The 21,137-nt window shown below is 63.5% G+C and carries 18 protein-coding genes and 1 pseudogene; 6 read left to right on the top strand and 13 right to left on the bottom strand.

Annotation, left to right across the window (positions count from 1 at the left end; genetic code table 11):
• Positions 1-47 precede the first annotated feature (47 nt).
• The 4 genes from EUU22_RS08120 to EUU22_RS08105 all read right to left on the bottom strand — a co-directional run bounded on the left by EUU22_RS08120 (position 48) and on the right by EUU22_RS08105 (position 7,001).
• Positions 48-1,811, bottom strand: a complete 1,764-nt coding sequence (locus EUU22_RS08120; RefSeq protein ID WP_129331518.1) for an acyl-CoA dehydrogenase C-terminal domain-containing protein — start codon at positions 1,809-1,811, stop codon at positions 48-50.
• 23 nt (positions 1,812-1,834) lie between these two features.
• A complete protein-coding gene (locus tag EUU22_RS08115) occupies positions 1,835-4,132 on the bottom strand; it encodes a 3-hydroxyacyl-CoA dehydrogenase/enoyl-CoA hydratase family protein (RefSeq protein ID WP_129331517.1) in 2,298 nt (765 codons plus the stop codon).
• Between the two features lie 2 nt (positions 4,133-4,134).
• The gene (locus EUU22_RS08110) at positions 4,135-5,256 is read right to left on the bottom strand and encodes a thiolase family protein (protein ID WP_112689483.1); all 1,122 of its coding nucleotides are present in this window, start codon (positions 5,254-5,256) and stop codon (positions 4,135-4,137) included.
• Between the two features lie 92 nt (positions 5,257-5,348).
• Positions 5,349-7,001: an electron transfer flavoprotein-ubiquinone oxidoreductase gene (locus tag EUU22_RS08105; protein WP_129331728.1), complete on the bottom strand. Its 1,653-nt coding sequence runs from the start codon at positions 6,999-7,001 to the stop codon at positions 5,349-5,351.
• 119 nt (positions 7,002-7,120) lie between these two features.
• Here EUU22_RS08105 and EUU22_RS08100 point away from each other — a divergent pair, with 119 nt between their 5' ends.
• Entirely contained in the window at positions 7,121-7,834 is a 714-nt protein-coding gene (locus EUU22_RS08100; protein ID WP_245484935.1) for a TetR/AcrR family transcriptional regulator, read from the top strand.
• 132 nt (positions 7,835-7,966) lie between these two features.
• Here EUU22_RS08100 and EUU22_RS08095 read toward each other — a convergent pair.
• Both EUU22_RS08095 and EUU22_RS08090 read right to left on the bottom strand, forming a co-directional pair.
• Positions 7,967-8,325 (bottom strand): annotated as a pseudogene (locus EUU22_RS08095) (VOC family protein).
• A gap of 126 nt (positions 8,326-8,451) precedes the next feature.
• Positions 8,452-9,363: a MarR family transcriptional regulator gene (locus EUU22_RS08090; protein ID WP_129331516.1), complete on the bottom strand. Its 912-nt coding sequence runs from the start codon at positions 9,361-9,363 to the stop codon at positions 8,452-8,454.
• Between the two features lie 166 nt (positions 9,364-9,529).
• Between EUU22_RS08090 and EUU22_RS08085 the strand changes: the two genes are divergently transcribed.
• Positions 9,530-10,249, top strand: coding sequence for a carbonic anhydrase (locus EUU22_RS08085; RefSeq protein WP_129331515.1), 720 nt, complete (start codon positions 9,530-9,532; stop codon positions 10,247-10,249).
• Between the two features lie 39 nt (positions 10,250-10,288).
• On the opposite strand, the gene EUU22_RS08080 is transcribed toward EUU22_RS08085, so the two are convergent.
• The 3 genes from EUU22_RS08080 to EUU22_RS08070 form a co-directional block, all read right to left on the bottom strand.
• Positions 10,289-11,254: a sugar-binding transcriptional regulator gene (locus EUU22_RS08080; RefSeq protein WP_129331514.1), complete on the bottom strand. Its 966-nt coding sequence runs from the start codon at positions 11,252-11,254 to the stop codon at positions 10,289-10,291.
• 377 nt (positions 11,255-11,631) lie between these two features.
• Positions 11,632-12,468 (bottom strand): amidohydrolase family protein, encoded by an 837-nt coding sequence (locus EUU22_RS08075; protein ID WP_129331513.1) that lies wholly within the window; start codon positions 12,466-12,468, stop codon positions 11,632-11,634.
• 75 nt (positions 12,469-12,543) lie between these two features.
• The gene (locus EUU22_RS08070) at positions 12,544-13,332 is read right to left on the bottom strand and encodes an IclR family transcriptional regulator (RefSeq protein WP_129331512.1); all 789 of its coding nucleotides are present in this window, start codon (positions 13,330-13,332) and stop codon (positions 12,544-12,546) included.
• 355 nt (positions 13,333-13,687) lie between these two features.
• Here EUU22_RS08070 and EUU22_RS08065 point away from each other — a divergent pair, with 355 nt between their 5' ends.
• From EUU22_RS08065 to EUU22_RS08045, 4 genes are all read left to right on the top strand, one after another.
• Positions 13,688-14,017: an L-rhamnose mutarotase gene (locus EUU22_RS08065; protein WP_129331511.1), complete on the top strand. Its 330-nt coding sequence runs from the start codon at positions 13,688-13,690 to the stop codon at positions 14,015-14,017.
• Between the two features lie 177 nt (positions 14,018-14,194).
• A complete protein-coding gene (locus EUU22_RS08055) occupies positions 14,195-14,944 on the top strand; it encodes an SDR family oxidoreductase (protein ID WP_129331510.1) in 750 nt (249 codons plus the stop codon).
• Between the two features lie 97 nt (positions 14,945-15,041).
• Complete coding sequence (locus tag EUU22_RS08050; protein WP_129331509.1) at positions 15,042-15,881, top strand: fumarylacetoacetate hydrolase family protein; 840 nt, start codon at positions 15,042-15,044, stop codon at positions 15,879-15,881.
• A gap of 28 nt (positions 15,882-15,909) precedes the next feature.
• Complete coding sequence (locus EUU22_RS08045) at positions 15,910-17,187, top strand: L-fuconate dehydratase (RefSeq protein ID WP_129331508.1); 1,278 nt, start codon at positions 15,910-15,912, stop codon at positions 17,185-17,187.
• Positions 17,188-17,234: 47 nt separating this feature from the next.
• Here EUU22_RS08045 and EUU22_RS08040 read toward each other — a convergent pair whose 3' ends face one another.
• The 4 genes from EUU22_RS08040 to EUU22_RS08025 form a co-directional block, all read right to left on the bottom strand.
• Positions 17,235-18,137 carry a GntR family transcriptional regulator gene (locus tag EUU22_RS08040; protein ID WP_112691776.1) on the bottom strand — a complete coding sequence of 301 codons (903 nt, stop codon included), beginning with the start codon at positions 18,135-18,137 and terminating at the stop codon, positions 17,235-17,237.
• Positions 18,138-18,160: 23 nt separating this feature from the next.
• Positions 18,161-18,937, bottom strand: coding sequence for an L-fucose dehydrogenase (locus EUU22_RS08035; RefSeq protein WP_129331507.1), 777 nt, complete (start codon positions 18,935-18,937; stop codon positions 18,161-18,163).
• A gap of 62 nt (positions 18,938-18,999) precedes the next feature.
• The gene (locus EUU22_RS08030; RefSeq protein WP_112691778.1) at positions 19,000-19,947 is read right to left on the bottom strand and encodes an ABC transporter substrate-binding protein; all 948 of its coding nucleotides are present in this window, start codon (positions 19,945-19,947) and stop codon (positions 19,000-19,002) included.
• A gap of 95 nt (positions 19,948-20,042) precedes the next feature.
• A complete protein-coding gene (locus tag EUU22_RS08025; protein ID WP_112691779.1) occupies positions 20,043-21,035 on the bottom strand; it encodes an ABC transporter permease in 993 nt (330 codons plus the stop codon).
• Positions 21,036-21,137: the final 102 nt, after the last annotated feature.

Genomic DNA, 21,137 nt, shown 5'->3' with positions numbered 1-21,137 from the left:
AGCATTTTCGGCGACTCCGTTCTCACTGGAAATGCTCTGGATTTCGATCAGAACAGGCCGGCGTCGAGCGCCATGATATCGGCAGCGCCGGCACGAATGGCCGCGTCGAGGCTCACGGTCTGCGGCAGCAGGCGGGCCGCGAAGAAGCGGGCAAGCACAAGCTTGCGCTGCTTCAGCGGCGTCGTTGCATCGGCAGCTGCCTTGCCCGCCATGCGCACCCAGAGCCAGCCGAGCGAAACCAGCGCGAAGAAGCGCAAGTGTTCGGTGGCGCTCGCTCCGGCCTCCACCGGATCGGCGCCCCTGGCCAGCAAGTTTTCCGTCAGTTCCTCCAGCCGAGCAAGGGCCTCGATGACCGAGGCCTTCACTGACTCCAGTTCGGCCGGACCCTTCGTTGCCTTAAGATCGTCGCGCACCAGCGCGAAGAAGCCGCGCGCCACATTGCCGTTGTCCATCGGCAGCTTGCGGCCGACGAGGTCCATGGCCTGCACGCCGTTGGTGCCCTCGTAGATCTGTGCAATGCGGGCGTCGCGTACATACTGCTCCATGCCCCATTCACGGATATAGCCGTGGCCGCCGAACACCTGCTGCGACTGGACGGCGATCTCGAAGCCGAAATCGGTCAACGCCGCCTTCACCACCGGCGTCAGGAGCGCAACGAAACCGTCAGCCTTGCGGCGCGCTTCCGGATCGGGATGGCGGGCGGCGATATCCATCTGCAGCGCGGTCCAGACGGCAAGCGCGCGGCCGGCCTCGGTGAGCGAGCGGCCGGTCAAGAGCATCTTGCGCACGTCGGCATGCTCGATGATCGGCACGGGACCGCGTGTTCCGTCGGCGGAACGGCCCTGCAGGCGCTCGCGGGCGTAAGTGACGGCCTTCTGGTTTGCGGCCTCGCCAATGCCCAGCCCCTGGATGCCGACGAACAGGCGCTCGGCATTCATCATCGTGAACATGGCGTTGAGGCCACGGCCGGGTTCGCCCACCAGCCAGCCGATGGCGCCGTCATAGTTTATCACGCAGGTCGGCTGGGCATGGATGCCCATCTTGTGCTCCAGCGAGCCGACCGACATGCGGTTGCGGTCACCGAGCGAGCCGTCTTCCTTGACGAGGAACTTGGGCGACAGGAAAAGGCTGATGCCCTTTACGCCCTTCGGGGCGTCGGGCAGGCGGGCAAGCACCAGATGCACGATATTGCCGCCGAAATCCTGGTCGCCTGAGGAGATGAAGATCTTCGTGCCCTTGATCGCGTAGGAACCGTCACCCACTGGCTCGGCGCGGGTGGTGAGCAGGCCGAGATCTGTGCCGGCGGAGGATTCGGTGAGCGCCATGGCGCCCGGCCATTCGCCGGAAATCATCTTCGGCAGATATGTCTGCTTCAGCTCGTCGCTCGCATGATGCGCGATCGCCTCTACCGCGCCGCGGGTCAGACCCGGAAACAGGCCGAAAGAGAGGTTGGCGGAAGACAGCATCTCGTCGAGCAGGATCTGCAGCACGCGCGGCAGGCCTTGTCCGCCGAATTCCGGGTCACCGGAAAGTCCGCCCCAGCCGGCCTCGACGAAGGCCCTGTAGGCATCGGCCACGCCCTTCGGCGTCGTCACCAGCCCGTTTTCCAGCCTGCAGCCTTCCTCGTCGCCGGGCCGGTTGAGCGGTTCGAGGATTTCGGCGCAGAACTTGCCGCCTTCTTCGAGAACGCTCGCTGCGAGTTCCGTATTGACCTCTTCAAAGCCGGGAAGGGCGGCCATCTGCGCATCGAAGTCGAAGACCTCGCCGAGCAGGAAGGAGATATCGTCGACGGGAGGGATATAGCCAGCCATGGGGCGTCCTTGCCTCTTCTTGTTCAGTTGCGCAGCGGCTTGCCGGTCGCCAGCATGTGCTTGACGCGGTCCACGGTTGCGGGTGTTGCGAGCAGGTCGATGAAGGCCTCGCGCTCCAGCGCGATCACATCGTCTTCCGTCAGCGGTTTCAGCGGATCGGCGGAAGGGCCACCGGTCAGAACATTGGCAAGCGCACGCCCGGCCACCCCGTCATGCACGGTGGCCCGGCCGGCGAGTGCTTCGCTTTCGATGATGTTGTGGATCGCCGAGGCGCCCGACGGGCCGGACATGGCGATCACAGGCGGTTCCGGCGGCACATAGCCCTTCGCGAGTGCGAGCGCCTTTGCCTTGGCATCGCCGATCAGCCGGCTGCGGTTCATGGTGATGCCGTCGGTGGTCTTCAGGAAGCCAAGGTTGCGCGCGTCGAAGGCGCTGGCCGAAACCTTGGCCGGCGCAATCAGGTTGAAGGCGGCAATCGCCGGAGCGACCGGCCCGCGCAGGGCGGCGGCGGAAGCCGAGAAGCGCAGCATCATTTCCTTGCAACCGCCCCAGCCCGGCACGACGCCGATGCGGGTCTCGACGAGGCCGATGGAAAGCTCCGCATGGGCCTGGATCGCGTCGCAATGCAAAAGGATCTCGCAGCCGCCGCCAAGCGCCAGCCCTGCTGCCGCGCCGACGACCGGAAAGGGGGCATATTTCACGGCCTTGAAGGTGCGGTGGCCATGGTCGATGAAGGCGCCCGGAGCCTCGCGACCGCCCTTTTCCACCGTGTTGAGGAAGACGCGCAGGTCCGCGCCCGCGCTGAACACGGCAGCATCGCTGCCGATCACCAGGGCCTTGAAATCCTTCGCCGTGCGTTCGACAGCCTTGTTGATAGCGTCGAGCAAGGCGGGATTGTAGGTGTTCATCTTTGTGCGGAATTCGAGGCAGGCGACGCCGTCGCCGAGATCCCAGAGGCTTGCCGCGCCCCAGTCCTCGACCGGCTTGCCGGCGAGCTTGAGGTCGGAAATGAGCAGCACGCCGTCACCCTTGGCAATGGGCTCGACCGTGCCATCAGGCAGCAGGTTGGCGCGCTTGCCATCGACGACCGAATAGAAGCCGCCCTTTTCAGCCGCAAGCGAGAGATAGGCGGGCACGGCAACGCCGCGTGCTTCAAGCCGCGCCTTCAGCCAGCCGGCGCCGAGCCGGTCGATCAGTTCGAACGGACCCTGCTTCCAGCCGTAGCCGGTGCGCATGGCCTCATCCACGGCATCCGGCGTGTCGGCGATTTCCGGCCCCAGCGATGCGGCATAGGCGAGCGACTTTTCCATGACGACGGAGGCATAGCGGCCGCCGAGGCCGGCATGTTCCATCAGCGCGCGCGCATCGCCGCCCGAGGCTTCGAGGCTTTCGGAGGAAACCGCCTTCTGCGGCCGGTAGTCACCGGTCTTGAGATCCGTCACGTCGCGCGACTTGCGGTCGGGCGAAAGGCGCACGAAACCCGCGCCGCTTTTGCGGCCAAGACGGTTTTCCGCGATCATGCGGGCGATCAGCGCCGGTTCGGCGTCATAGTCCTTCACCGCGTCGCCTTCAGGCGTCGCGTTCTGCAGGCTGCGCAGGATGGTCGGCATCAGGTCGATGCCGACGAGATCCAGCAGGCCGAATATGCCGGTCGACGGAATGCCGAAAGGCTTGCCGATGATGGCGTCGGCTTCCTCGACATCGAGGCCGAGTTCGATGGCCTCGTTCTGCGCCACCACCATCCAGTAATTGCCGATGCGGTTGCCGATGAAGCCGGGCGTGTCCTTGCAGACGACCACGCTCTTGCCGAGGCCGCGATCCGCGAAGTCACGGATCGCCGCGGTCACTTGCGGATTGGTTGCCTGGCCCGATACGAGTTCCAGCAGCCCCATGATGCGCGGCGGATTGAAGAAATGGGTGATGAGGAAGTCGGCGGCGAAGCTCTCCGGCAGGCCCTCGACCAGTGAATGCAGCGGAATGGTCGAGGTGTTGGAGGAAACGATCGACCCCTTCTTCCTGACGCCGTCGATGGCGCGGTAGAGCGCCTGCTTGATCTCCAGCTTTTCCGCGACCGCCTCGACGATCCAGTCGGCATCGGCGATCAGCGCGAGGTCGTCCTTCGTCGAACCGGTGGTGATGCGGGCCGCGAATGCCGGGTCCATGAAGCCGTTGGCCTTGAGCTGGCGGGCGACGCCGCCATCGGCGAACTTCTTCTCCATGTCGAGCAGCACCACGTCGAGCCCTGCATTGGCGAGATGGGCGGCGATGCCCGAACCCATGACGCCCGCGCCGATGACGGCGGCTTTTCTGATCCCGGTCATGATTATGCTGCCTCCAGAACCATGGCGATGCCCTGACCGCCGCCGATGCACTGGGTGGCGAGAGCATGACGTCCGCCGTCTCGCTTCAGGAGCAACGACGCCTTGCCGACAAGGCGGGCGCCAGTCGCACCCAGCGGATGGCCGAGCGCGATTGCGCCGCCGTCGCGGTTGAGGCGGCTGGGATCGATGTCGAGGTCGCGGCAGCAGGAGAGAACCTGCACGGCAAACGCTTCGTTCATCTCGATTACGTCGAGATCGGCGGCGGAAATGCCGGCGCGCTTCAGCGCCTTGCGGCTGGCCTCGACGGGGCCGATGCCCATGATCTCGGGCGCGCAGCCGGAAATGGCATATCCCGAGATGCGGGCGAGGGGCTTAAGATTGTGGCGCTTCAAGAAGTCTTCTGAGCAGACCAGCGTCGCGGATGCGCCGTCGGTAAGCGGCGAGGAGTTGCCGGCCGTGACCGAGCCACCGGCCTTGAAGGCGGTCTTGAGGCCGGCGAGCTTTTGCGTATCCGTCTCGCGCGGGCAGCCATCCTGAGCCACGTCGCCGATCGGTGTGATCTCGGCGGCGAGCCGGCCATCGGCGCAGGCGGCGAGCGCCTTCTTCTGGCTTTCCAGCGAGTAGGCGTCCTGTTCCTCACGCGAAATGCCGTAGCGGTCGGCGAGGTTTTCGGCGGTCAGTCCCATGTTGAGGAAGGCGATGCGCTCGGCATCGCTCCAGGCCGGGTTCGGCATGGGGTTGAAACCCATCATCGGCACGCGGCTCATGCTTTCCACGCCACCCGCGACGAAGGCGTCACCGGCACCCATGGCAATCGCGCCAGCAGCCATCTGAATCGCCTGCATGGAGGAACCGCACCAGCGGTTGACTGTCGAGCCGCCGACCGATTGCGGCAGGCCGGCGATCAGGCCCGCGCAGCGGGCGATGTTGAGGCCCTGCTCGCCCTCTGCGAAGGCGCAGCCGAGGTTCACATCCTCGATTTCGGCTGGGTCGATGCCGGAGCGGCCGACCAGCGCCTTGATAACGGCGGCTGCGAGATCATCCGGGCGAACGCCTGCAAGCGCGCCGCGATAGGCGGGCGCAAAGGGGCTGCGCAGGTAGTCGACGATGTAGGTTGCGGTCATGGTCTTCTTCTTCCTGTCTGGAAGCATTTCCGGCAAAACTGCGAAGCGGTTGGCGTCGGATAATGCGTAGAAACAAAGGGATGGAACGGGTGTCACATGTTGGGATAGTTCGGGCCGCCGCCGCCTTCGGGCGGAACCCAGGTGATGTTCTGCGACGGATCCTTGATGTCGCAGGTTTTGCAGTGCACGCAGTTCTGCGCGTTGATCACGAAACGGGGCCCGGTCCTCGCCTGTTCGTCGTCATAGACGACCTCGTAGACCCCGGCGGGACAGTAGAGCCGCGCCGGCTCGCCATAGAGCGGCAGGTTGCGTTCGATCGGGATGGCGGGATCGGCAAGCCTCAGATGAACCGGCTGGTCCTCGATATGGTTGGTGTTCGACAGGAAGACCGAAGACGGCTTGTCGAAGGTAAGTTTACCATCCGGCTTCGGATATTGAATCGGCGTGACCTCCGAGAGCGGCTTCAGGCTCTGGAAATCGGCCTTCCTGTGCTTGAGCGCGCCGACGGGTGAGACGCCAAACAGCGTCTGCAGCCACATGTCGATGCCGCCGAGGCCGACGCCGAGCACAGTGCCGAACCGCGACCATAACGGCTTGACGTTGCGGACCGGCTTCAGGTCCCGCCCGATGGCCGAACCGCGCCAGCCGGCCTCATAGGCTTCGAGCGTATCGTTGGCGCGGCCGCCGGCGAGCCCGTCGAACACGCCATCCGCGGCCTGCATGCCGGAATGGATGGCGTTGTGCGAACCCTTGATGCGCGGCACGTTCATGAAGCCCGCCGCGCAACCGGCAAGCACGCCGCCGGGGAAGGCGAGCTGCGGCACCGACTGATAACCGCCCTCGGTCAAGGCGCGAGCGCCATAGGCGATGCGCTTGGCCCCATCGAAGGTGTCGCGGATCAACGGATGCGTCTTGAAGCGCTGGAATTCGTCGAAGGGCGAGAGCGTCGGGTTCTTGTAATCGAGGTGCAGCACGAAGCCGACGGTCACCAGATGATCGTCGAAATGATAGAGGAACGAGCCGCCGCCGGTCTTCATGTCGAGCGGCCAGCCGAACGAATGCTGCACCAGCCCTTTGCGGAACTTCTCCGGCTTGACCTGCCAGAGTTCCTTGATGCCGATGCCGAATTTCTGCACCGAGCGTCCCTCGGTCAGGTTGAAGCGGGCGAGAAGTTGCTTGGTCAGGCTGCCACGCGCGCCCTCGGCGAACACGGTATATTTCGCCCGAAGCTCCATGCCGGGGGTGAAATCGTTCTTCGGTTCGCCGTCGCGACCAATCCCCATGTCGCCGGTGGCGATGCCGGCGACCGCGCCGTTGTCGTCATAGAGAACTTCGGTTGCCGCAAAGCCCGGATAGATCTCGACGCCGAGCGCTTCGGCCTGGGCGCCGAGATAGCGGGCGACATTGGCGAGCGAACCGATGAAGTTGCCGTGATTGTTCATCAGCGGCGGCATCAGCGCATTGGGCAGCCGCAACGAACCGGTGGCGGTCAGCACATGGAAATGGTCGTCGGTCACTTCGGTGGTGAGCGGCCGGTCGGGATCTGCCCGCCAATCGGGCAGAAGCGCATCGAGGCCGGAAGGATCGATCACCGCGCCCGACAGGATATGCGCCCCGACTTCCGAACCCTTTTCCACGACGACGATGGAAAGTTCCTCGCCCGCGTCCATGGCGCGCTGCTTCAGGCGGATCGCCGTGGCAAGACCGGCCGGTCCCGCGCCGACGATCACCACGTCGAAGTCCATGGCCTCCCTGACTGTTTCGTTCAACCTTTCCTCCTTCAGCTGATGGCGATATATGTACCAAACGATTGTTACAGTTCGCAAGTGCAAAATTCTTCTCGCGCTTGCGAAGCCAGTGGAGAGTGCTGCAAGGGCATTTGGGAAAAGCGCCGGTCTGGGCTATGAGCATTGAAGAGGTGCAGTCGGACGATGAACGAATGCCGGGAGATGCAATGACGGACGGAGACCGCCGGAAGGAGCTGCGCGTGCCGCGGAGCGCGCTGGTGGGCGCATTGCAGTTGAGCGGCCTGAGCGACCGTCATCGCGATATTCTTGAAGCCGCCGCCACCCTCTTTGCCGAACGCGGCTATGCGGCGACGTCGGTGCGCGATATCGGCGACCGGGTGGGGCTGCTCGGCGGTTCGCTCTATCATTACATCAAGTCAAAGGAAGCGCTGTTCGTCCGCATCCACGACATCGCCCTGCAGGTGGCGGAAGATCGCATCCGCGCGGCCATCGCGCCGCTTTCCGATCCGTGGGAACGGCTGGAAGCGGCATGCGTCACCATGATGGAAATCCAGCTCGATCCCAACTCGCTGACCATGCCGCTGATGAATGACTTCGCCTCGGCCCCGCCGGAGATCCGTGAACGGCTGGTGGAAAAGCGCGACACTTTCGAACTGGTGTTCCGCGACCTGATCGCCGCTCTGCCGCTCGACCCGACCCTTGACCGCGGAGTCTACCGCCTGCTGCTGCTGACGCTGCTCAACAATGTCTCAAGCTGGTATCGCCCCGGCCGCCTGACCCCCGACGAGATCGGCCGCCAGATCGTGAAGATCTTCCGGCACGAGAAGTGACGGAGGCATCGAGTTTCGCTCGGGCCTGGAAACACGAACCTCAACAATGTCATCCGTCTTGCTGCTGCCGGAATCGGCGATGGTATCGCGCTTTCTGTCTCCGCTGGCGGCCGACGCAGAAAGCTTACGACTCTAGAGATGCGTAAGGATGTTCACCAAGCGGCGAAACAGATCACGGACATAAAATCGACGTACGCCCCACGGCTCCAACTCCGGGCCGTACTCGACCGGGATGCCCGCCTTCGAAACGCGCGCCAGAACGTCGTCCAGATCATCGACCTCGATCGAGAGATCCGGAACCGGGGTGCCGGAGCCGCCTTCGGATGCGAAGCTGACCTGCACTCTCGCCTGGGCGTCGCTGGCGAATGTGCTGATCCATCCATGATCATCACCACCTCCAGCCCGAGGATGTCGTCGTAGAAGGCCTTGGCATCCTCAGGCGAAGAGCATGCGATGTTGGCAACGATGCCTCGTACAGTCGCGGAAGGCATCCTTGCGTTGTCGCGTCATAAACGTAGTGTGATTTCATCTGCCGGACAGATGCGTCGAAGAGCCCGGCAGGAAATCGGCCGGATCCAGTTATCCGAACCCGCTCGTTGCGGAGGAGCGCGAAGCCGTCAATCCGCGCTGGCTACCTCTTCGGCAATAACGCGGTAGAGCGCCATCTGGCGTGCAGCCCATCCTTCGAACTCGCGGACCAGATCGGCCGACACGACAACGGATTGTCCGCCCTGGGCAACCGAAAACCAGCCGCGCTGTCTGGCCTCGATCAGGAGATTGCCCACGTGCTGCCTGGAAACGCGAAACCGCTCCGCCAGTGCCGCGTAGGTCAGCGGGAGCGTGAAGGGCGTGCTCCCCGACTGTGCCGCATAAGACGCCCCCATGACGGCGGCAAGCAGGGGATAGCCGCTGTCGCGCTCTGCGAACTGAACGATGGTCGGGAACGGCGCGAAATAGACATCGTCGGCATGGAACCGCTCCGCCGAACGACCGAGCAAGTCGCAGAGCAGAACCTCATCGTCGTGAATGCGGCCGACGAGCGATGCCGATGCCGGAAGAATACGCTCGGAGGCGTTCAGAAACGCGAGCGGAGAGCGCGCAATTTCGTGCAGGAGCGCCGAAGAGGGACGGAGATGAAGGCTGCGGCGGTCTGCACCCCGCCCCGCGATGACGTACCCGCCGTGCCGCAGCGCATCGACGAAACTTGCGACCTGCCGCGCGCTCGCCGGCACCTTGCGTTGCAGCGCCGTCAGCGTCGGAGGCTCTGCCCCGTCGCGGAGCCACCGGGCGTGGTTTCCGATGAGATCGAAACAGACGATGTAGCGCATGCTCTGGCCGAACAACTTGTTGGTTGGCCATGACACGTCCGGCGGGCGGGTCATCTCCGTGCAATAGGATTCCAGCACTTCGGTGAAACGAGGCTTTTCAGCCAAGGATGCCGCAAGCGACGAAACGTCCGTCGGCACGGCAACTCCGCCAGAGCTGCGCGAAAGGCCCCCCTCACGACCATCCGGCAATGACTTGCTCATCGGCAACTCCTGCAAAGTTTGGACTTTGCAGTTGCATGCCACGAATGACAATAATCAACCAGTGGTTATGGGTGCCGGCTCTGCCAAACGGTTAACGATTGATTTTCGTGGTCAATGCGGCAGGCTTCCTTCAATCCCGACGTGCGAAGCACTGTGAGGTAACGTCATGTGTGACCTATGCCCTGTGAATGCGACGAGACTGTCCCGACGTGGGCTGCTCCTCGGAGGTGCGGCGCTCGCCGGTATGGCGGCAATGACGCCAAAGGCCGCGTGGTCGCAGGCGGCCGCGCCCCAGAACGCGATCTCGCCGGACGCTGCACTTGAGCGGCTGATGGAGGGCAACGCCCGCTATGCCGCCGACACCTCGGCCAACAATGACTACTCGGCCGGCCGGGCGGCGCGCGTGAACGCGCAGTATCCAATCGCGGCGATCCTCAGCTGCGCCGACGCACGCGTCGCTCCGGAGCTTGCCTTCGACCAGGGGCCGGGCGACCTTTTCGTGGTCCGCGTCGCCGGCAACTTCCTCAACGATGACGGGCTTGCGAGTTTCGAATACGCCGTGAAATACCTCAACGCACCCCTGCTGATGGTGCTCGGTCACTCCAATTGCGGCGCGGTCGGTGCAACGATCAAGGTGGTCAAGGACGGCGTCACGCTGCCCGGTCACCTGCAGGACATGATCCGCGACATCAAGCCCGCCGTGGAGACTGCCGAGAAGGCGAAGCCCGCCGACCTGTTGTCCGCGTCGATCGCGGAAAACGTGCGCTTGGCCGCGCACCGCCTCGAGACAGCCTCGCCGATCCTGTCGGAATATGTGACGTCGGGAAAAGTGAAGGTCGTCGGGGCACAATATGACCTCGCGACCGGCAAGATCGCGCTTCTCTGACACCGGTCGAACCCGACGACGGGCGGCGGCGTCTGCAGTTCAGGGCGCCGCTGTCGTCTTCAGCAGGTAGTGTGCGGTCTCCTCGTCCGTAATCAGCCCGTTGAGGTGGCCGCCGACCACGGCCGCCCGGATTGCCGCATGCTTGCGCCGGCCGCGCGCAAGGCCGATCACGGTGGAGCTTTCCCGCGAAGGGATGGAAATGCTCGCGACACGCTCGTTGACCGGATCGTCGAGGAGGTTGCCGTCCGCCCCGAAGACCCAGCCGCAGATCTCGCCGGTGGCGCCGGTCCCGAGGAGGGCCTCCATTTCCGGACGCTTCAGAAAACCGTCGAGGAGAAGCGGCGCATCAAGCCCCATATGGCCGACGCCGACGAAGGTGACGTCCGCCTTCGAACCGAGTTCGATCGTCGGCGCCACGAGCGGCTGACTGCGCAGGAGATCGCGTTCCGCACGTGAGGAGACGAGAACCGGCAGGGGCATCGGAAAATGCGGTGCCTTCACGGCGTCCGCCATAGAGAAGATAACGTTGAAATAGGCAGCCGACCCGTCCGGACTGATATTGCCGGTGAGCGACACGATCTTGTGCTGAGGGCACTCCATGGGCGAGAGCTGGTCGATCACCGCCCGAAGCGTGCGCCCCGTGCCCATGCCGATGATCAGCGGTTCGCTCTGCTTCAGCCAGCGCTCGAGTTCGGCGGCACCTGCTTCCGCCACGCCGACGGTCGCGGAATCCCCTCCGCCGTCGGACGGAACGACCTCGACCTGCTTCAGGCCGAACTTGTCCTTCAAGGCCTCGGCGAGTTCCATGCAGGCGGCAATCGGATGATCGAGTCGGACCTTGATCAGCTTCTCCGCGACGGAAAGCGAGACGAGCCTCTGCGCGCTCTGGCGGGAAATCCCCATCGCCGCGGCGATCTCATCCTGCGTGCGGCCGGCGACATAGTAGAGCCAGCCAGCCCGCGCCGCATCATCCAGTCGTGTCTGCCCTTCCGATCGTCTCGCCATCCGGTCTTCCGCCCGCTTCCCCACCAGTGCTGCCAAGTTTTGCGATCCCTGTCAAACCGCAGGGGACCGCACGCGGCCGCGGCCGGTGGCGGTTCCCCATCGCCGATCGGTCGGCTGCGGGACCTTCTCGGCCTCGACGCACTGTCGCCCTACCGCGACGACCCGCCGCACGATGGACGGCGCGTGGCTGCGGCCCCGTCACAATGGCCACATGCCTTTCCGGGAACAGGCTTCCCATATCGTCAACGACGCGGTCTCGGGTGACATCTCCTCCGAGCTTGCGATCGACTCACCTGAACGACGGCTTCCTGAAGAGCTTCGGGGGCTGATCGCCCCCGCTTCCGCAAACCTTCCCGACTTCGATCCGGCGTCCTGTCTCACGGCAGCCGCCATATTCTCCTGGCGTTGGCGGAGAACACCTTTTCCTTGTCCTCGAGGCTGACACCGGAAAGCAGGGCCTGGGTTGCCCCCATCCACGTAGAAAGGCCGCCGCCGAGGGTACAGACGGGCCAGTCACTGCCCCAGACCATGCGATCGAAACCGAACGTCTCCACGACATGCGCGAAATACGGTTTCAGGTGCTCGAGCGTCCAGTCTTCCGCGCCGTAGGCAGGCAGCCCCGAAAGCTTAACCGTCACATTCGGCCGCCGTGCAATCTCCGCGAGCGGCCCCTCCCAGACACCGAAACCGCCGCCCTTGATGTCGGGCACGCCGCAGTGGTCGAGAATGAACGGAACGTCCGGTGCGAGATCGACAAGGGCGATGGCCTTCTCGATCTGGTGCGGCAGCACACAGAGATCGAAGGTCAGACCCGTCGCTGCCAGCCGCCGGATGTTCTCGCGGAAGAGGCTTCCCTCGGAAACGTCGTCAGGCACCACGTGCAGCACACGGCGGAAGCCGCGCACGAAGCCGTTGGCCCGAACCCGCTCCAGATAGTCGGCGAAACCTGCCTGTTCCGGCCGGCAGGAGGCGATCGCGCCCACGAGGAGGCTTTCCGCCGCTCCTGCAAGGTCACCGACAAAGCCCGTTTCGCGCTCGATATCCTCCTCCGCGACGTCGACTTCCATGTGAAGCACCGCCCCGATGCCGAGACGCCGTGCTTCCCGCGCATAGCGCTCATAGGTGAAGTCGGCATCGAGGGGAGGCACGCTCTTCAGCCACGGATAGGAAAGCCGCTCGCGGTAGATGAGATGCAGGTGCGTGTCGATGATCATGCCGCGGGTCCTCCTCTTTGAGACGAAAATCCTGCCACAGAAAAATCATCTATTCAAATACGAATTTTGTAGGACTCAGGATTCACTCTGGAACCCGGATCCCGCCATTTCTGAAAGCCGGCCCGTCGTCTCGGCGAGAAGGTGGATCGTGCTCGATATGTCCGGAGCGGCCGGCGTGTTGATCAGCGTGATATAGGGCACGGTGAGCGCAGCGATCGCCTTGCCGTCAGCCCCGAGGACGGGCGCGGAAAGGTTGATGACGCCCGCGGTCTGCGCGCTCGGCATCATCTCGTAGCCGCGAGAGCGTATCTGGTCGAGCCGGCCCAGGAATTCCGCCGTCACCTTGCTCTCGTCGCCGCCGCTGCCGAGATATTCGGCAATCATCATCTGGCGCTCCTCGGGTGTACGGAAGGCAAGCAGGACGTGTCCGGAGCCCGTATCGAACAGGCTGATGCGTGAACCGACGCGGATCGAGATACCCCAGTAGCCGGGCGCCTCCTGCTGCGCGATGACGACGGGATTGCCGCGGTCGAAGACCACCAGCTGGTTCGCCTGACGGGAAGCCTCGGCGAGTTCGCGCATCAGCGGAATGGCAAAGGAGGCGAGACGGCGAACCGGTGCGTGCAGTTGTGCGAGACCGAAGAGCTTCAGCGTCAGGGTGAAGCGGTCCCCGTCGATCCTGGTGACATAGCCGCGCTTCACCAGGCGGTCGAGCATCCGGTAGAATTCGTTTGGGCTGCGTTCGAGGCGCTTAGCGATTTCGGCCTGCGTCAGTCCGCCATCGACGGCGGCAAGAAGCTCGAGAATGTCGAGCCCCTTGTCGAGCGCAGGCGCACGGTAGCGATCATTCTCGTCGTCAGCCACGTATTTCACTCCCTAGTGAATACAACCTTTCATATACGGATAATCAGGCCTCTACAATAGTTTCGGCTTGACGAAACATGAATGAATGGTTTGTATATGAATGACGCACTCATTGGCGAGCGCTGCGGCGTAAGCCCACATGGGAGGAGAGAATGCCCGGGTTCCGGACGAGCGTCACGATCGGCTTGTCGGTGTGCCCGAATTTCCTGATGGAACCGCATTGGCCCCATCTGCCCGGGTACAGAACGACATGGCGCTGCCGTCAGCACTGGCCTCGGCATCGCGCGGGATTGGCACCCGATTACCACCCGTACCATGCCGGCCTCGACCACGACATTCGCTAGAGGAGGAGAAAATGCAACGCATTGGCATGGTGATCGGCGTTCGGCCGGAAAAGATCGAAGAATACAAGCGCCTCCACGCCGCCGTTTGGCCCGAGGTGCTTTCGATGATCTCCGCCTGCAACATTAGGAACTACTCGATCTTCCTCAAGGAGCCGGAGAACCTGCTCTTCTCTTTCTTCGAATATCACGGCACCGACTATGCGGCCGACATGGCGAAGATGGCGGCCGATCCGAAAACCCAGGAATGGTGGTCCGTCTGCATCCCCTGCCAGGAGCCGCTTGCGAGCCGCAAGGAGGGAGAATGGTGGGCACAAATGCCGGAAGTCTTCTTCCATGCATGACGCACGCTTCGCGAACCACCCCCTCTGGGCTATCGGACAGGGGGAACGAGCCGTCCCGCACGTCACACCGCCGTTATCAACCAAAAGGGCGAAGTCGTGCTTGCCGCCGATCACATCCACATTGTCGAGCGCCGGCCGAAGGCGGCCTGAATGCGCATGAGAGAAAAGGAAGAAGATATGTCCCTCCCCCTTCAATCAAAACGCGTACTTGTGACGGCTTCGGGCCAGGGGATCGGCCGTGCGAGTGCGCTGGCCTTTGCGCGGTCGGGCGCAAGCGTGGTCGCGACCGACATCAACGAAGGGGCGCTCGAGAGCCTCTCGGCCGAGGCGAAGGCGGAAGGGCTCGCCGTCGAGACCCGCGTGCTCGACGTGCTGAAGGACGCGGCGGTGGCCGAAGTGGTCGCGGAGACCGGTCCCTTCGACGTGCTCTTCAACTGCGCCGGCTTCGTCCATTCCGGCACCGTGCTGGACATGGCCGACAAGGATCTCGACTTCGCCTTCGACCTCAACGTCCGCGCCATGATCCGCACCATCCGCGCCGTGCTGCCGGGCATGATCGCAAAAGGTGACGGCTCGATCATCAACATGGCCTCCGTCGCCTCCTCGATGAAGGGCGTGCCCAACCGCTGCGCCTACACCGTCACCAAGGCCGCCGTCATCGGGCTGACCAAGTCGGTCGCCGCCGACTATGTCGCACAAGGCATCCGCGTGAACGCCATCTGCCCCGGCACGGTCGAGAGCCCCTCGCTGCAGGAGCGCATGAAGGCCCAGGGCGACTACGAGACGGCGCGCGCCGCCTTCATCGCCCGCCAGCCGATGGGACGGCTTGGAACACCGGAAGAAATCGCCGACCTCGCCGTCTATCTCGCGACCGCCACCTATACATCCGGCCAGGCCTACGCCATCGACGGCGGCTGGACGATCTGAGCAATGCCAGGAAAAGTGTGAAGCGGTTTTCCGTCCGGCATTGCGAACAACAAAGAACCAAGGAGCGGCTCGGCCGCGAATTCGAAAGGAAACTCCCATGAAACTGATGCGCGTCGGCCCGCCCGGCCAGGAAAAGCCGGCCCTCCTCGACAAGGACGGCAAGGTCCGCGATCTCTCCGCCCATGTCGCCGATATCGGCGGTGCGGCCATCTCCCCCGAAGGCCTTCAAAAGATCGCGACGATCGACCTGGCGAGCCTTCCGGAGCTTTCCGTGGACCGCATCGGTCCTTGCGTTGCCGGCACCGGCAAGTTCATCTGCATCGGGCTCAACTATTCCGACCATGCCGCCGAGACAGGTGCCACGGTCCCGCCCGAGCCGGTGATCTTCATGAAGGCGACCTCGGCCATCTGCGGCCCCAATGACGAGGTGCGCATTCCCCGCGGCTCGGAAAAGACCGACTGGGAGGTCGAGCTCGGCGTCGTCATCGGCAAGACTGCAAAATATGTCTCCGAGGCCGACGCCCTCGACTACGTCGCCGGCTACTGCGTCTCCCACGACGTCTCCGAGCGCGCCTTCCAGACCGAGCGTGCCGGCCAGTGGACCAAGGGCAAGTCCTGCGACACCTTCGGGCCGATCGGCCCCTGGCTCGTCACGAAGGACGAGGTCGCCGACCCGCAGAACCTCTCGATGTGGCTGAAGGTCAACGGCGAGACCATGCAGGACGGCTCGTCGAAGACCATGGTCTACGGCGTCGCCTTCCTCGTCTCCTATTTGAGCCAGTTCATGAGCCTCCATCCCGGCGACGTCATCTCCACCGGTACACCCCCCGGCGTCGGCATGGGCATGAAGCCGCCACGCTACCTCAAGGACGGTGACACCGTCGAACTCGCCATCGAAGGCCTCGGTACACAGAAACAGTCCTTCAAAGCCGATTGATGATTGGAAGAAACACAAGGCGACTGCCATGACCAAGATAACCAGCCTGCGCAGCATCGACCTGCGCTTTCCCACAAGCCAGAGCCTCGACGGTTCGGACGCGATGAACCCGGATCCGGACTATTCGGCCGCCTATGTGGTGCTCGGCACCGACACGCCCGGGCTCGAAGGTCACGGCCTCACCTTCACGATCGGCCGCGGCAACGAAATCTGCTGCGCGGCGATCGACGCCCTCGAACATCTCGTCGTCGGGCTGGACCTCGAATGGGTGAAGGCCAATCCGGGCCGCTTCTGGCACTATCTCACCGGCGACAGCCAGCTGCGCTGGATCGGTCCGGACAAGGGTGCGATGCATCTCGCCACCGGCGCGGTCGTCAACGCCGTCTGGGATCTCTGGGCCAAGGAGGCCGGCAAGCCGGTCTGGCAGCTCGTCGCCGACATGTCGCCGGAAGAGATCGTCTCGATCGTCGACTTCCGCTACCTGACCGACGCGCTGACGCCCGAAGAGGCTCTCGACATCCTCCGGAAGGCGGAGACCGGCAAGGCGGAGCGCATCGCCGTCCTCGAGAAGGAAGGTTATCCCTGCTATACGACCTCGGCCGGCTGGCTCGGCTATTCCGACGAAAAGCTCCGCCGCCGCTGCCAGGAGGCCGTCGACGAGGGCTTCACCCACATCAAACTGAAGGTCGGCCGCGATCTCGAAGACGACAAGCGGCGCCTGCGGATCGCCCGCGAGGTGATCGGCGACGATCGCTTCATGATGATCGATGCCAACCAAGTCTGGGAAGTCGGACAGGCGATCGAATGGATGAAGGAGCTCGCACCTTACAAGCCCTATTTCATCGAGGAGCCGACGAGCCCCGACGATATCGCCGGCCACAAGAAGGTCCGCGAGGCGATCGCACCGATCAAGGTCGCGACCGGCGAGATGTGCCAGAACCGCATCGTCTTCAAGCAGATGATCGCGGGCGGCGCCATCGATATCGTCCAGATCGACAGCTGTCGTATGGGCGGACTGAACGAGGTGCTGGCGGTACTGCTGATGGCCGCAAAGTACCAGCTGCCGGTCTGGCCCCATGCCGGCGGTGTCGGCCTCTGCGAATACGTCCAGCACCTCTCGATGATCGACTACCTCGTCGTCTCCGGCACCAAGGAAGGCCGCGTCATAGAGTATGTCGATCATCTCCACGAGCATTTCCTCGAACCCTGCCGGATCGAAAACGCGGCCTACATGCCGCCGAAGCTGCCCGGTTTCTCGATCGAGATGAAGGCCGAAACGCTCTCGCAGTTCCGCTTCGGCGGCTGAGCACGCTTCAGGGAAGGCGGAGGAGAGCCTCCGCCCCCTATGCGGTCTCAGGCCAGGGCGTGAACGCGCAGTGAAGAAAGGAGAGTCTGTTTGGACGTGCTGAGATGGTCGGTCATCGCCGCCTGCGCGGCGGCCGCATCCCGCGCCTTCAGTGCCGCAATCAATCGCAGATGCTCGCCGATGGCCGCCTCGTTTCGCTGGCGTTCATGGGTCTTGTCCCACTGGAAGTGGTAGTGGAAAATCAGCGACACGATCTTCTGGAATTCCGCGGCGAAACGGTTGCGAACCGCACTGCCGATCAGAGTGTGGAACTCTTCGTCCAGCAGCGAAAAATCGTGGAACCGCTCGTCAATCTCGGCGGCGAGCGCCCGATGTTTCCGCTCGAGATCGTCGAGCCGTGCCCAGATGGGATCTTCAGGCGGCAGACGCACCAGATGGGACACCGCGTTCAGCTCCAGGATCATCCGGAATTCCGACAGTTCGATCGCGAACTCCGGTGTAAATCCGAGCAGTTGCCAGCCCCCTTTCGGCCTGCGCCGGACAAGACCGAACCTGCTGAGAGAAGCCAGGAACTCGTGCAGCATCTGGGGCGTGACGGAAAACTGCCGCCTCAGCTTCGCAACGTTCAACGCCGTTCCCGGCGCGACGTCGAAGCGAAGAATCCAGTCGAGGAACTGCCGTTCGAGTTGCTGCTCGGTGATCTGCCCGGTCTGGACCTCCAGCCGGTCCTTGTCTCCCGGCGTCCTCAGGAGCTGCTTCTGCCGGCCGACCCAGGTGATGATCTTCGCGTCCTGCAGCTTTTCCAGAATCGCACGCACGACCGTCCGGCTGACGTCGAGCCGCTTCGCCAGGTCGTTTTCCGACGGCAGGTGATCGCCTGCAGTCATCGTCTTGCAAAGGTCGAGCGCTTCGTTGAACGCCTCTCGAAACCGTTCGTCAGTCCGCGCCATTCATGCTCCAGGTTGGGGCCGCATCATCGCACGCCTGCGAGTGCCCGGTCGAGATGTGTATAGCCGCCGTCGACGAAGAGCCATTGTCCCGTGAGATGCAGGGCCTGCTGAGAGAGTGCAAAGACCGCCATGGCGGCGATTTCGCGGGCCTCCGTCATGCGCTGGCCGAGCGGAATGCGTGAGGTGATCTCCGCCAGCTTTTCCGACGGATTGTCAAAGGTCGCAATCCAGCGTTCGTAAAGCGGCGTCATCACCTCCGCGGGGAGGACTGCATTGACACGGACGCCGTCGCCGGCGAACGCGGCAGCCCATTCGCGCGTCAGGCCGAGCTGTGCCGCCTTCGCCGCGACATAGGCGGAGGTGCCGCCCTGGCCGGTCACGGCGGTCTTGGAACTGATGTTGACGATCGCACCCTTGGACTCGCGGAAGTCGTCCGCCAGAAGATGGACGAGCGTATAGTAATGAATGAGGTTCTTCTCGAGCGACGCGCGGAAGGCTTCGGGGCCCGCCTCGATGCCGACGCCGTCGTTGATCCCGGCATTGTTGACGAGGCCGTAGACCGTCCCGAAACGCTTACGGGTCTCCTCGACCGCCTTACGGCATTCTTCGTCTCGCGAAAGCTCGACCTCCACGAAGGTTGCCTTTCCGCCGAGAGAGGCGAACCACTGAGGATCCGGAGGGCGACGCGCGAAGATGACGGGGCGAGCCCCTTCTTCCGCCAGCACTTCGGTGATCGCCCCGCCGATCCCGGCGGCACCACCGGTAACGACGATGACTTTGCCTTCAAGTCCAAGATTCATGAGATATCTGCCAAACTGGGAAACTGCCGGCCTGCACAGGCAGGCCGGCAGGTCCGGTTAGATCAATCGTAGAGAACGGCCGAGATTTCCGGGCTGTCCATGTTGGTTTTGTCGTACCAGTAGAAGCCGGTGTCGATCGTCTTCGGGAGGGTCTCTCCCTTGATCGCGGCGACGGCCGCCTTGACGGTCTCGTAGCCGATGCCGACCGGGTTCTGCGTGATGGCGCCGGCCATGACACCATCCTTGATCGCCTGCTTCTGCGCGGTACCGGAATCGTAACCGATCACGGTTACGCCCTTGGTGCCGGTTTCCTTGATGGCGTTGACGATGCCGATCGCAGAGCCTTCATTCGCACCGAAGAAGCCCTTCAGGTCCGAGTTCGCCGCAAGAATTGCCTTGGCGATTTCGGTCGACTGCAGCTGGTCACCGCCGCCATACTGGATGTCGACGATCTCGATGTTCGGATGCTTCGCCTTCATCTGGTTCACAAAACCGTCGCGACGGTCGATGCCGGTCCGCGAGGTCTGGTCGTGGACCACCAGGGCGACCTTGCCCGCATCACCGATCAGCTCGGCCATCTTGTCGGCCGCGAGCGCTGCCGCTGCGACGTTGTCGGTCGTTGCCGTCGTGGCGGGAATGTCGCTGTCGACCCCGGAGTCGAATGCGATGACCGGGATCTTCGCATCCTGTGCCTGTTTCAGAAGCGGGATTGCGGCCTGGGTATCAAGCGCCGCGAAGCCGATCGCCTGCGGGTTCTTGGCGAGAGCGGCAGACAGCATGTCGATCTGCTTGTCGACCTGCGTTTCGTTGTCGGGGCCTTCGAAGGTCACCTCGACGTTGAATTCGGCGGCGGCCTTGTCGGCACCCGCCTTCACGGCCTGCCAGAACTGGTGCTGGAAGCCCTTCGAAATCAGCGGAATGTAGGTCTTGTCCTGAGCATATGCCGCCCCTCCGGCGCTCAGAATGGCAACCGCGCTCAGCGCTGCCATGATGCTACGTCTCGTAATCATTTCACTCCTCCATTTTTCGGCGATATGCCGTTGCTACGATTGAGACTGCCTTGCGGGGCGTTGATCGCCCTTCTCGGCAAAGACTTGCATGCTCCTCACACGCGTTGGCGGCGAACCATGTCGGCGTAGACTGCCAATATGATGATCAATCCGGTCACGACCGTCTGCCATTCCTGTGCGACCGACAGGATCCGGAGCCCGTTCAAAAGGACGGACATGATGAAAGCGCCGATGATGGTGCCGAGGACAGAACCCCGCCCACCCGCAAGGGACGTTCCCCCGATGACAACAGCGGCGATGGCGTCGAGTTCATAGCCGAGACCCAGCGCAGGTTGCGCGGAGTTCAGCCGGGACGCGATGATCAGGCCGGCGATCCCGCAGATACCACCCGACAGGCTGTAAACGCAGACCTTCCAGAAATCGGTGTTCACGCCGGAAAGTCGGGCCGCCTCTTCGTTCGATCCGAGGGCGAACGTATAGCGGCCGAGAGCCGTGCGATTGAGGACGAACGCCACGAATACGGCGAGGACGAAAAGAACGAGCACGCCGTTCGGGATCGGAAGGAACGGAACCACGGTGCCGATCAAGGAGCCCGTCGAAATCTGCGAGAATCCCGGCGTTCCATTGAAGTAAATGGGCTTCGTTCCGGAGATGACCAGCGACAGGCCCTTCAGAATGAGCATCATGCCGAGCGTCGCGATGAAGGGCGGGATCTTCATGCGGGCAATGAGCGTCCCGGAGACGAACCCACAGAGGGCGCCCGTTCCGATCGCAGCGACGATGCCGAGCGGCAGCGGCATTCCGAGATAGGTCAGGACCACGCCGGCGATCACCGCCGTGAACGTCATCAATGTCCCGACGGAAAGGTCGATGCCGCCGGTTATGATCACCATCGTGACCGCCACGGCCAGCACCCCGTTGACGGAGGTCGCCTGGAGGATACCGATGAGGTTTGAGGTCTGCAGGAACTTGTCGGAGGCGAGGCTGAAGAAGATCAGCATGACGATCAGGCTGGCGGAAGCCAGAAGCTTCTGATGGACCCCGGATGATGCCTTCTTCTTTATTTCGTTTTGAACCGTCAGCGTCATGCCGCCCTACCTTTCAGATGCTGTGTGAACAGCGCCTTGCGGTTTGCTACTGCCGTGGCAAAATTTCCGCCGGGCGGCGCTGCCGGGATGGTTTTCATGCTG

Source organism: Ciceribacter ferrooxidans (assembly GCF_004137355.1).
Classification (GTDB): domain Bacteria; phylum Pseudomonadota; class Alphaproteobacteria; order Rhizobiales; family Rhizobiaceae; genus Allorhizobium; species Allorhizobium ferrooxidans.
The sequence above is the reverse complement of the archived record's forward strand: the minus strand, read 5'-3'. Positions and strand labels throughout refer to the sequence as shown.

What these genes read in the sequence shown, in the direction of transcription:
- EUU22_RS08040 (WP_112691776.1), bottom strand. Translation starts at nt 18,137, where the DNA reads ATGGCGCGGACTGACGAACGGTTTCGAGAGGCGTTCAACGAAGCGCTC.
- EUU22_RS08045 (WP_129331508.1), top strand. Translation starts at nt 15,910, where the DNA reads ATGACCAAGATAACCAGCCTGCGCAGCATCGACCTGCGCTTTCCCACA.
- EUU22_RS08025 (WP_112691779.1), bottom strand. Translation starts at nt 21,035, where the DNA reads ATGACGCTGACGGTTCAAAACGAAATAAAGAAGAAGGCATCATCCGGG.
- EUU22_RS08115 (WP_129331517.1), bottom strand. Translation starts at nt 4,132, where the DNA reads ATGACCGGGATCAGAAAAGCCGCCGTCATCGGCGCGGGCGTCATGGGT.
- EUU22_RS08085 (WP_129331515.1), top strand. Translation starts at nt 9,530, where the DNA reads ATGTGTGACCTATGCCCTGTGAATGCGACGAGACTGTCCCGACGTGGG.
- EUU22_RS08050 (WP_129331509.1), top strand. Translation starts at nt 15,042, where the DNA reads ATGAAACTGATGCGCGTCGGCCCGCCCGGCCAGGAAAAGCCGGCCCTC.
- EUU22_RS08080 (WP_129331514.1), bottom strand. Translation starts at nt 11,254, where the DNA reads ATGGCGAGACGATCGGAAGGGCAGACACGACTGGATGATGCGGCGCGG.
- EUU22_RS08030 (WP_112691778.1), bottom strand. Translation starts at nt 19,947, where the DNA reads ATGATTACGAGACGTAGCATCATGGCAGCGCTGAGCGCGGTTGCCATT.
- EUU22_RS08110 (WP_112689483.1), bottom strand. Translation starts at nt 5,256, where the DNA reads ATGACCGCAACCTACATCGTCGACTACCTGCGCAGCCCCTTTGCGCCC.
- EUU22_RS08120 (WP_129331518.1), bottom strand. Translation starts at nt 1,811, where the DNA reads ATGGCTGGCTATATCCCTCCCGTCGACGATATCTCCTTCCTGCTCGGC.
- EUU22_RS08065 (WP_129331511.1), top strand. Translation starts at nt 13,688, where the DNA reads ATGCAACGCATTGGCATGGTGATCGGCGTTCGGCCGGAAAAGATCGAA.
- EUU22_RS08055 (WP_129331510.1), top strand. Translation starts at nt 14,195, where the DNA reads ATGTCCCTCCCCCTTCAATCAAAACGCGTACTTGTGACGGCTTCGGGC.
- EUU22_RS08090 (WP_129331516.1), bottom strand. Translation starts at nt 9,363, where the DNA reads ATGAGCAAGTCATTGCCGGATGGTCGTGAGGGGGGCCTTTCGCGCAGC.
- EUU22_RS08035 (WP_129331507.1), bottom strand. Translation starts at nt 18,937, where the DNA reads ATGAATCTTGGACTTGAAGGCAAAGTCATCGTCGTTACCGGTGGTGCC.
- EUU22_RS08075 (WP_129331513.1), bottom strand. Translation starts at nt 12,468, where the DNA reads ATGATCATCGACACGCACCTGCATCTCATCTACCGCGAGCGGCTTTCC.
- EUU22_RS08105 (WP_129331728.1), bottom strand. Translation starts at nt 7,001, where the DNA reads ATGGACTTCGACGTGGTGATCGTCGGCGCGGGACCGGCCGGTCTTGCC.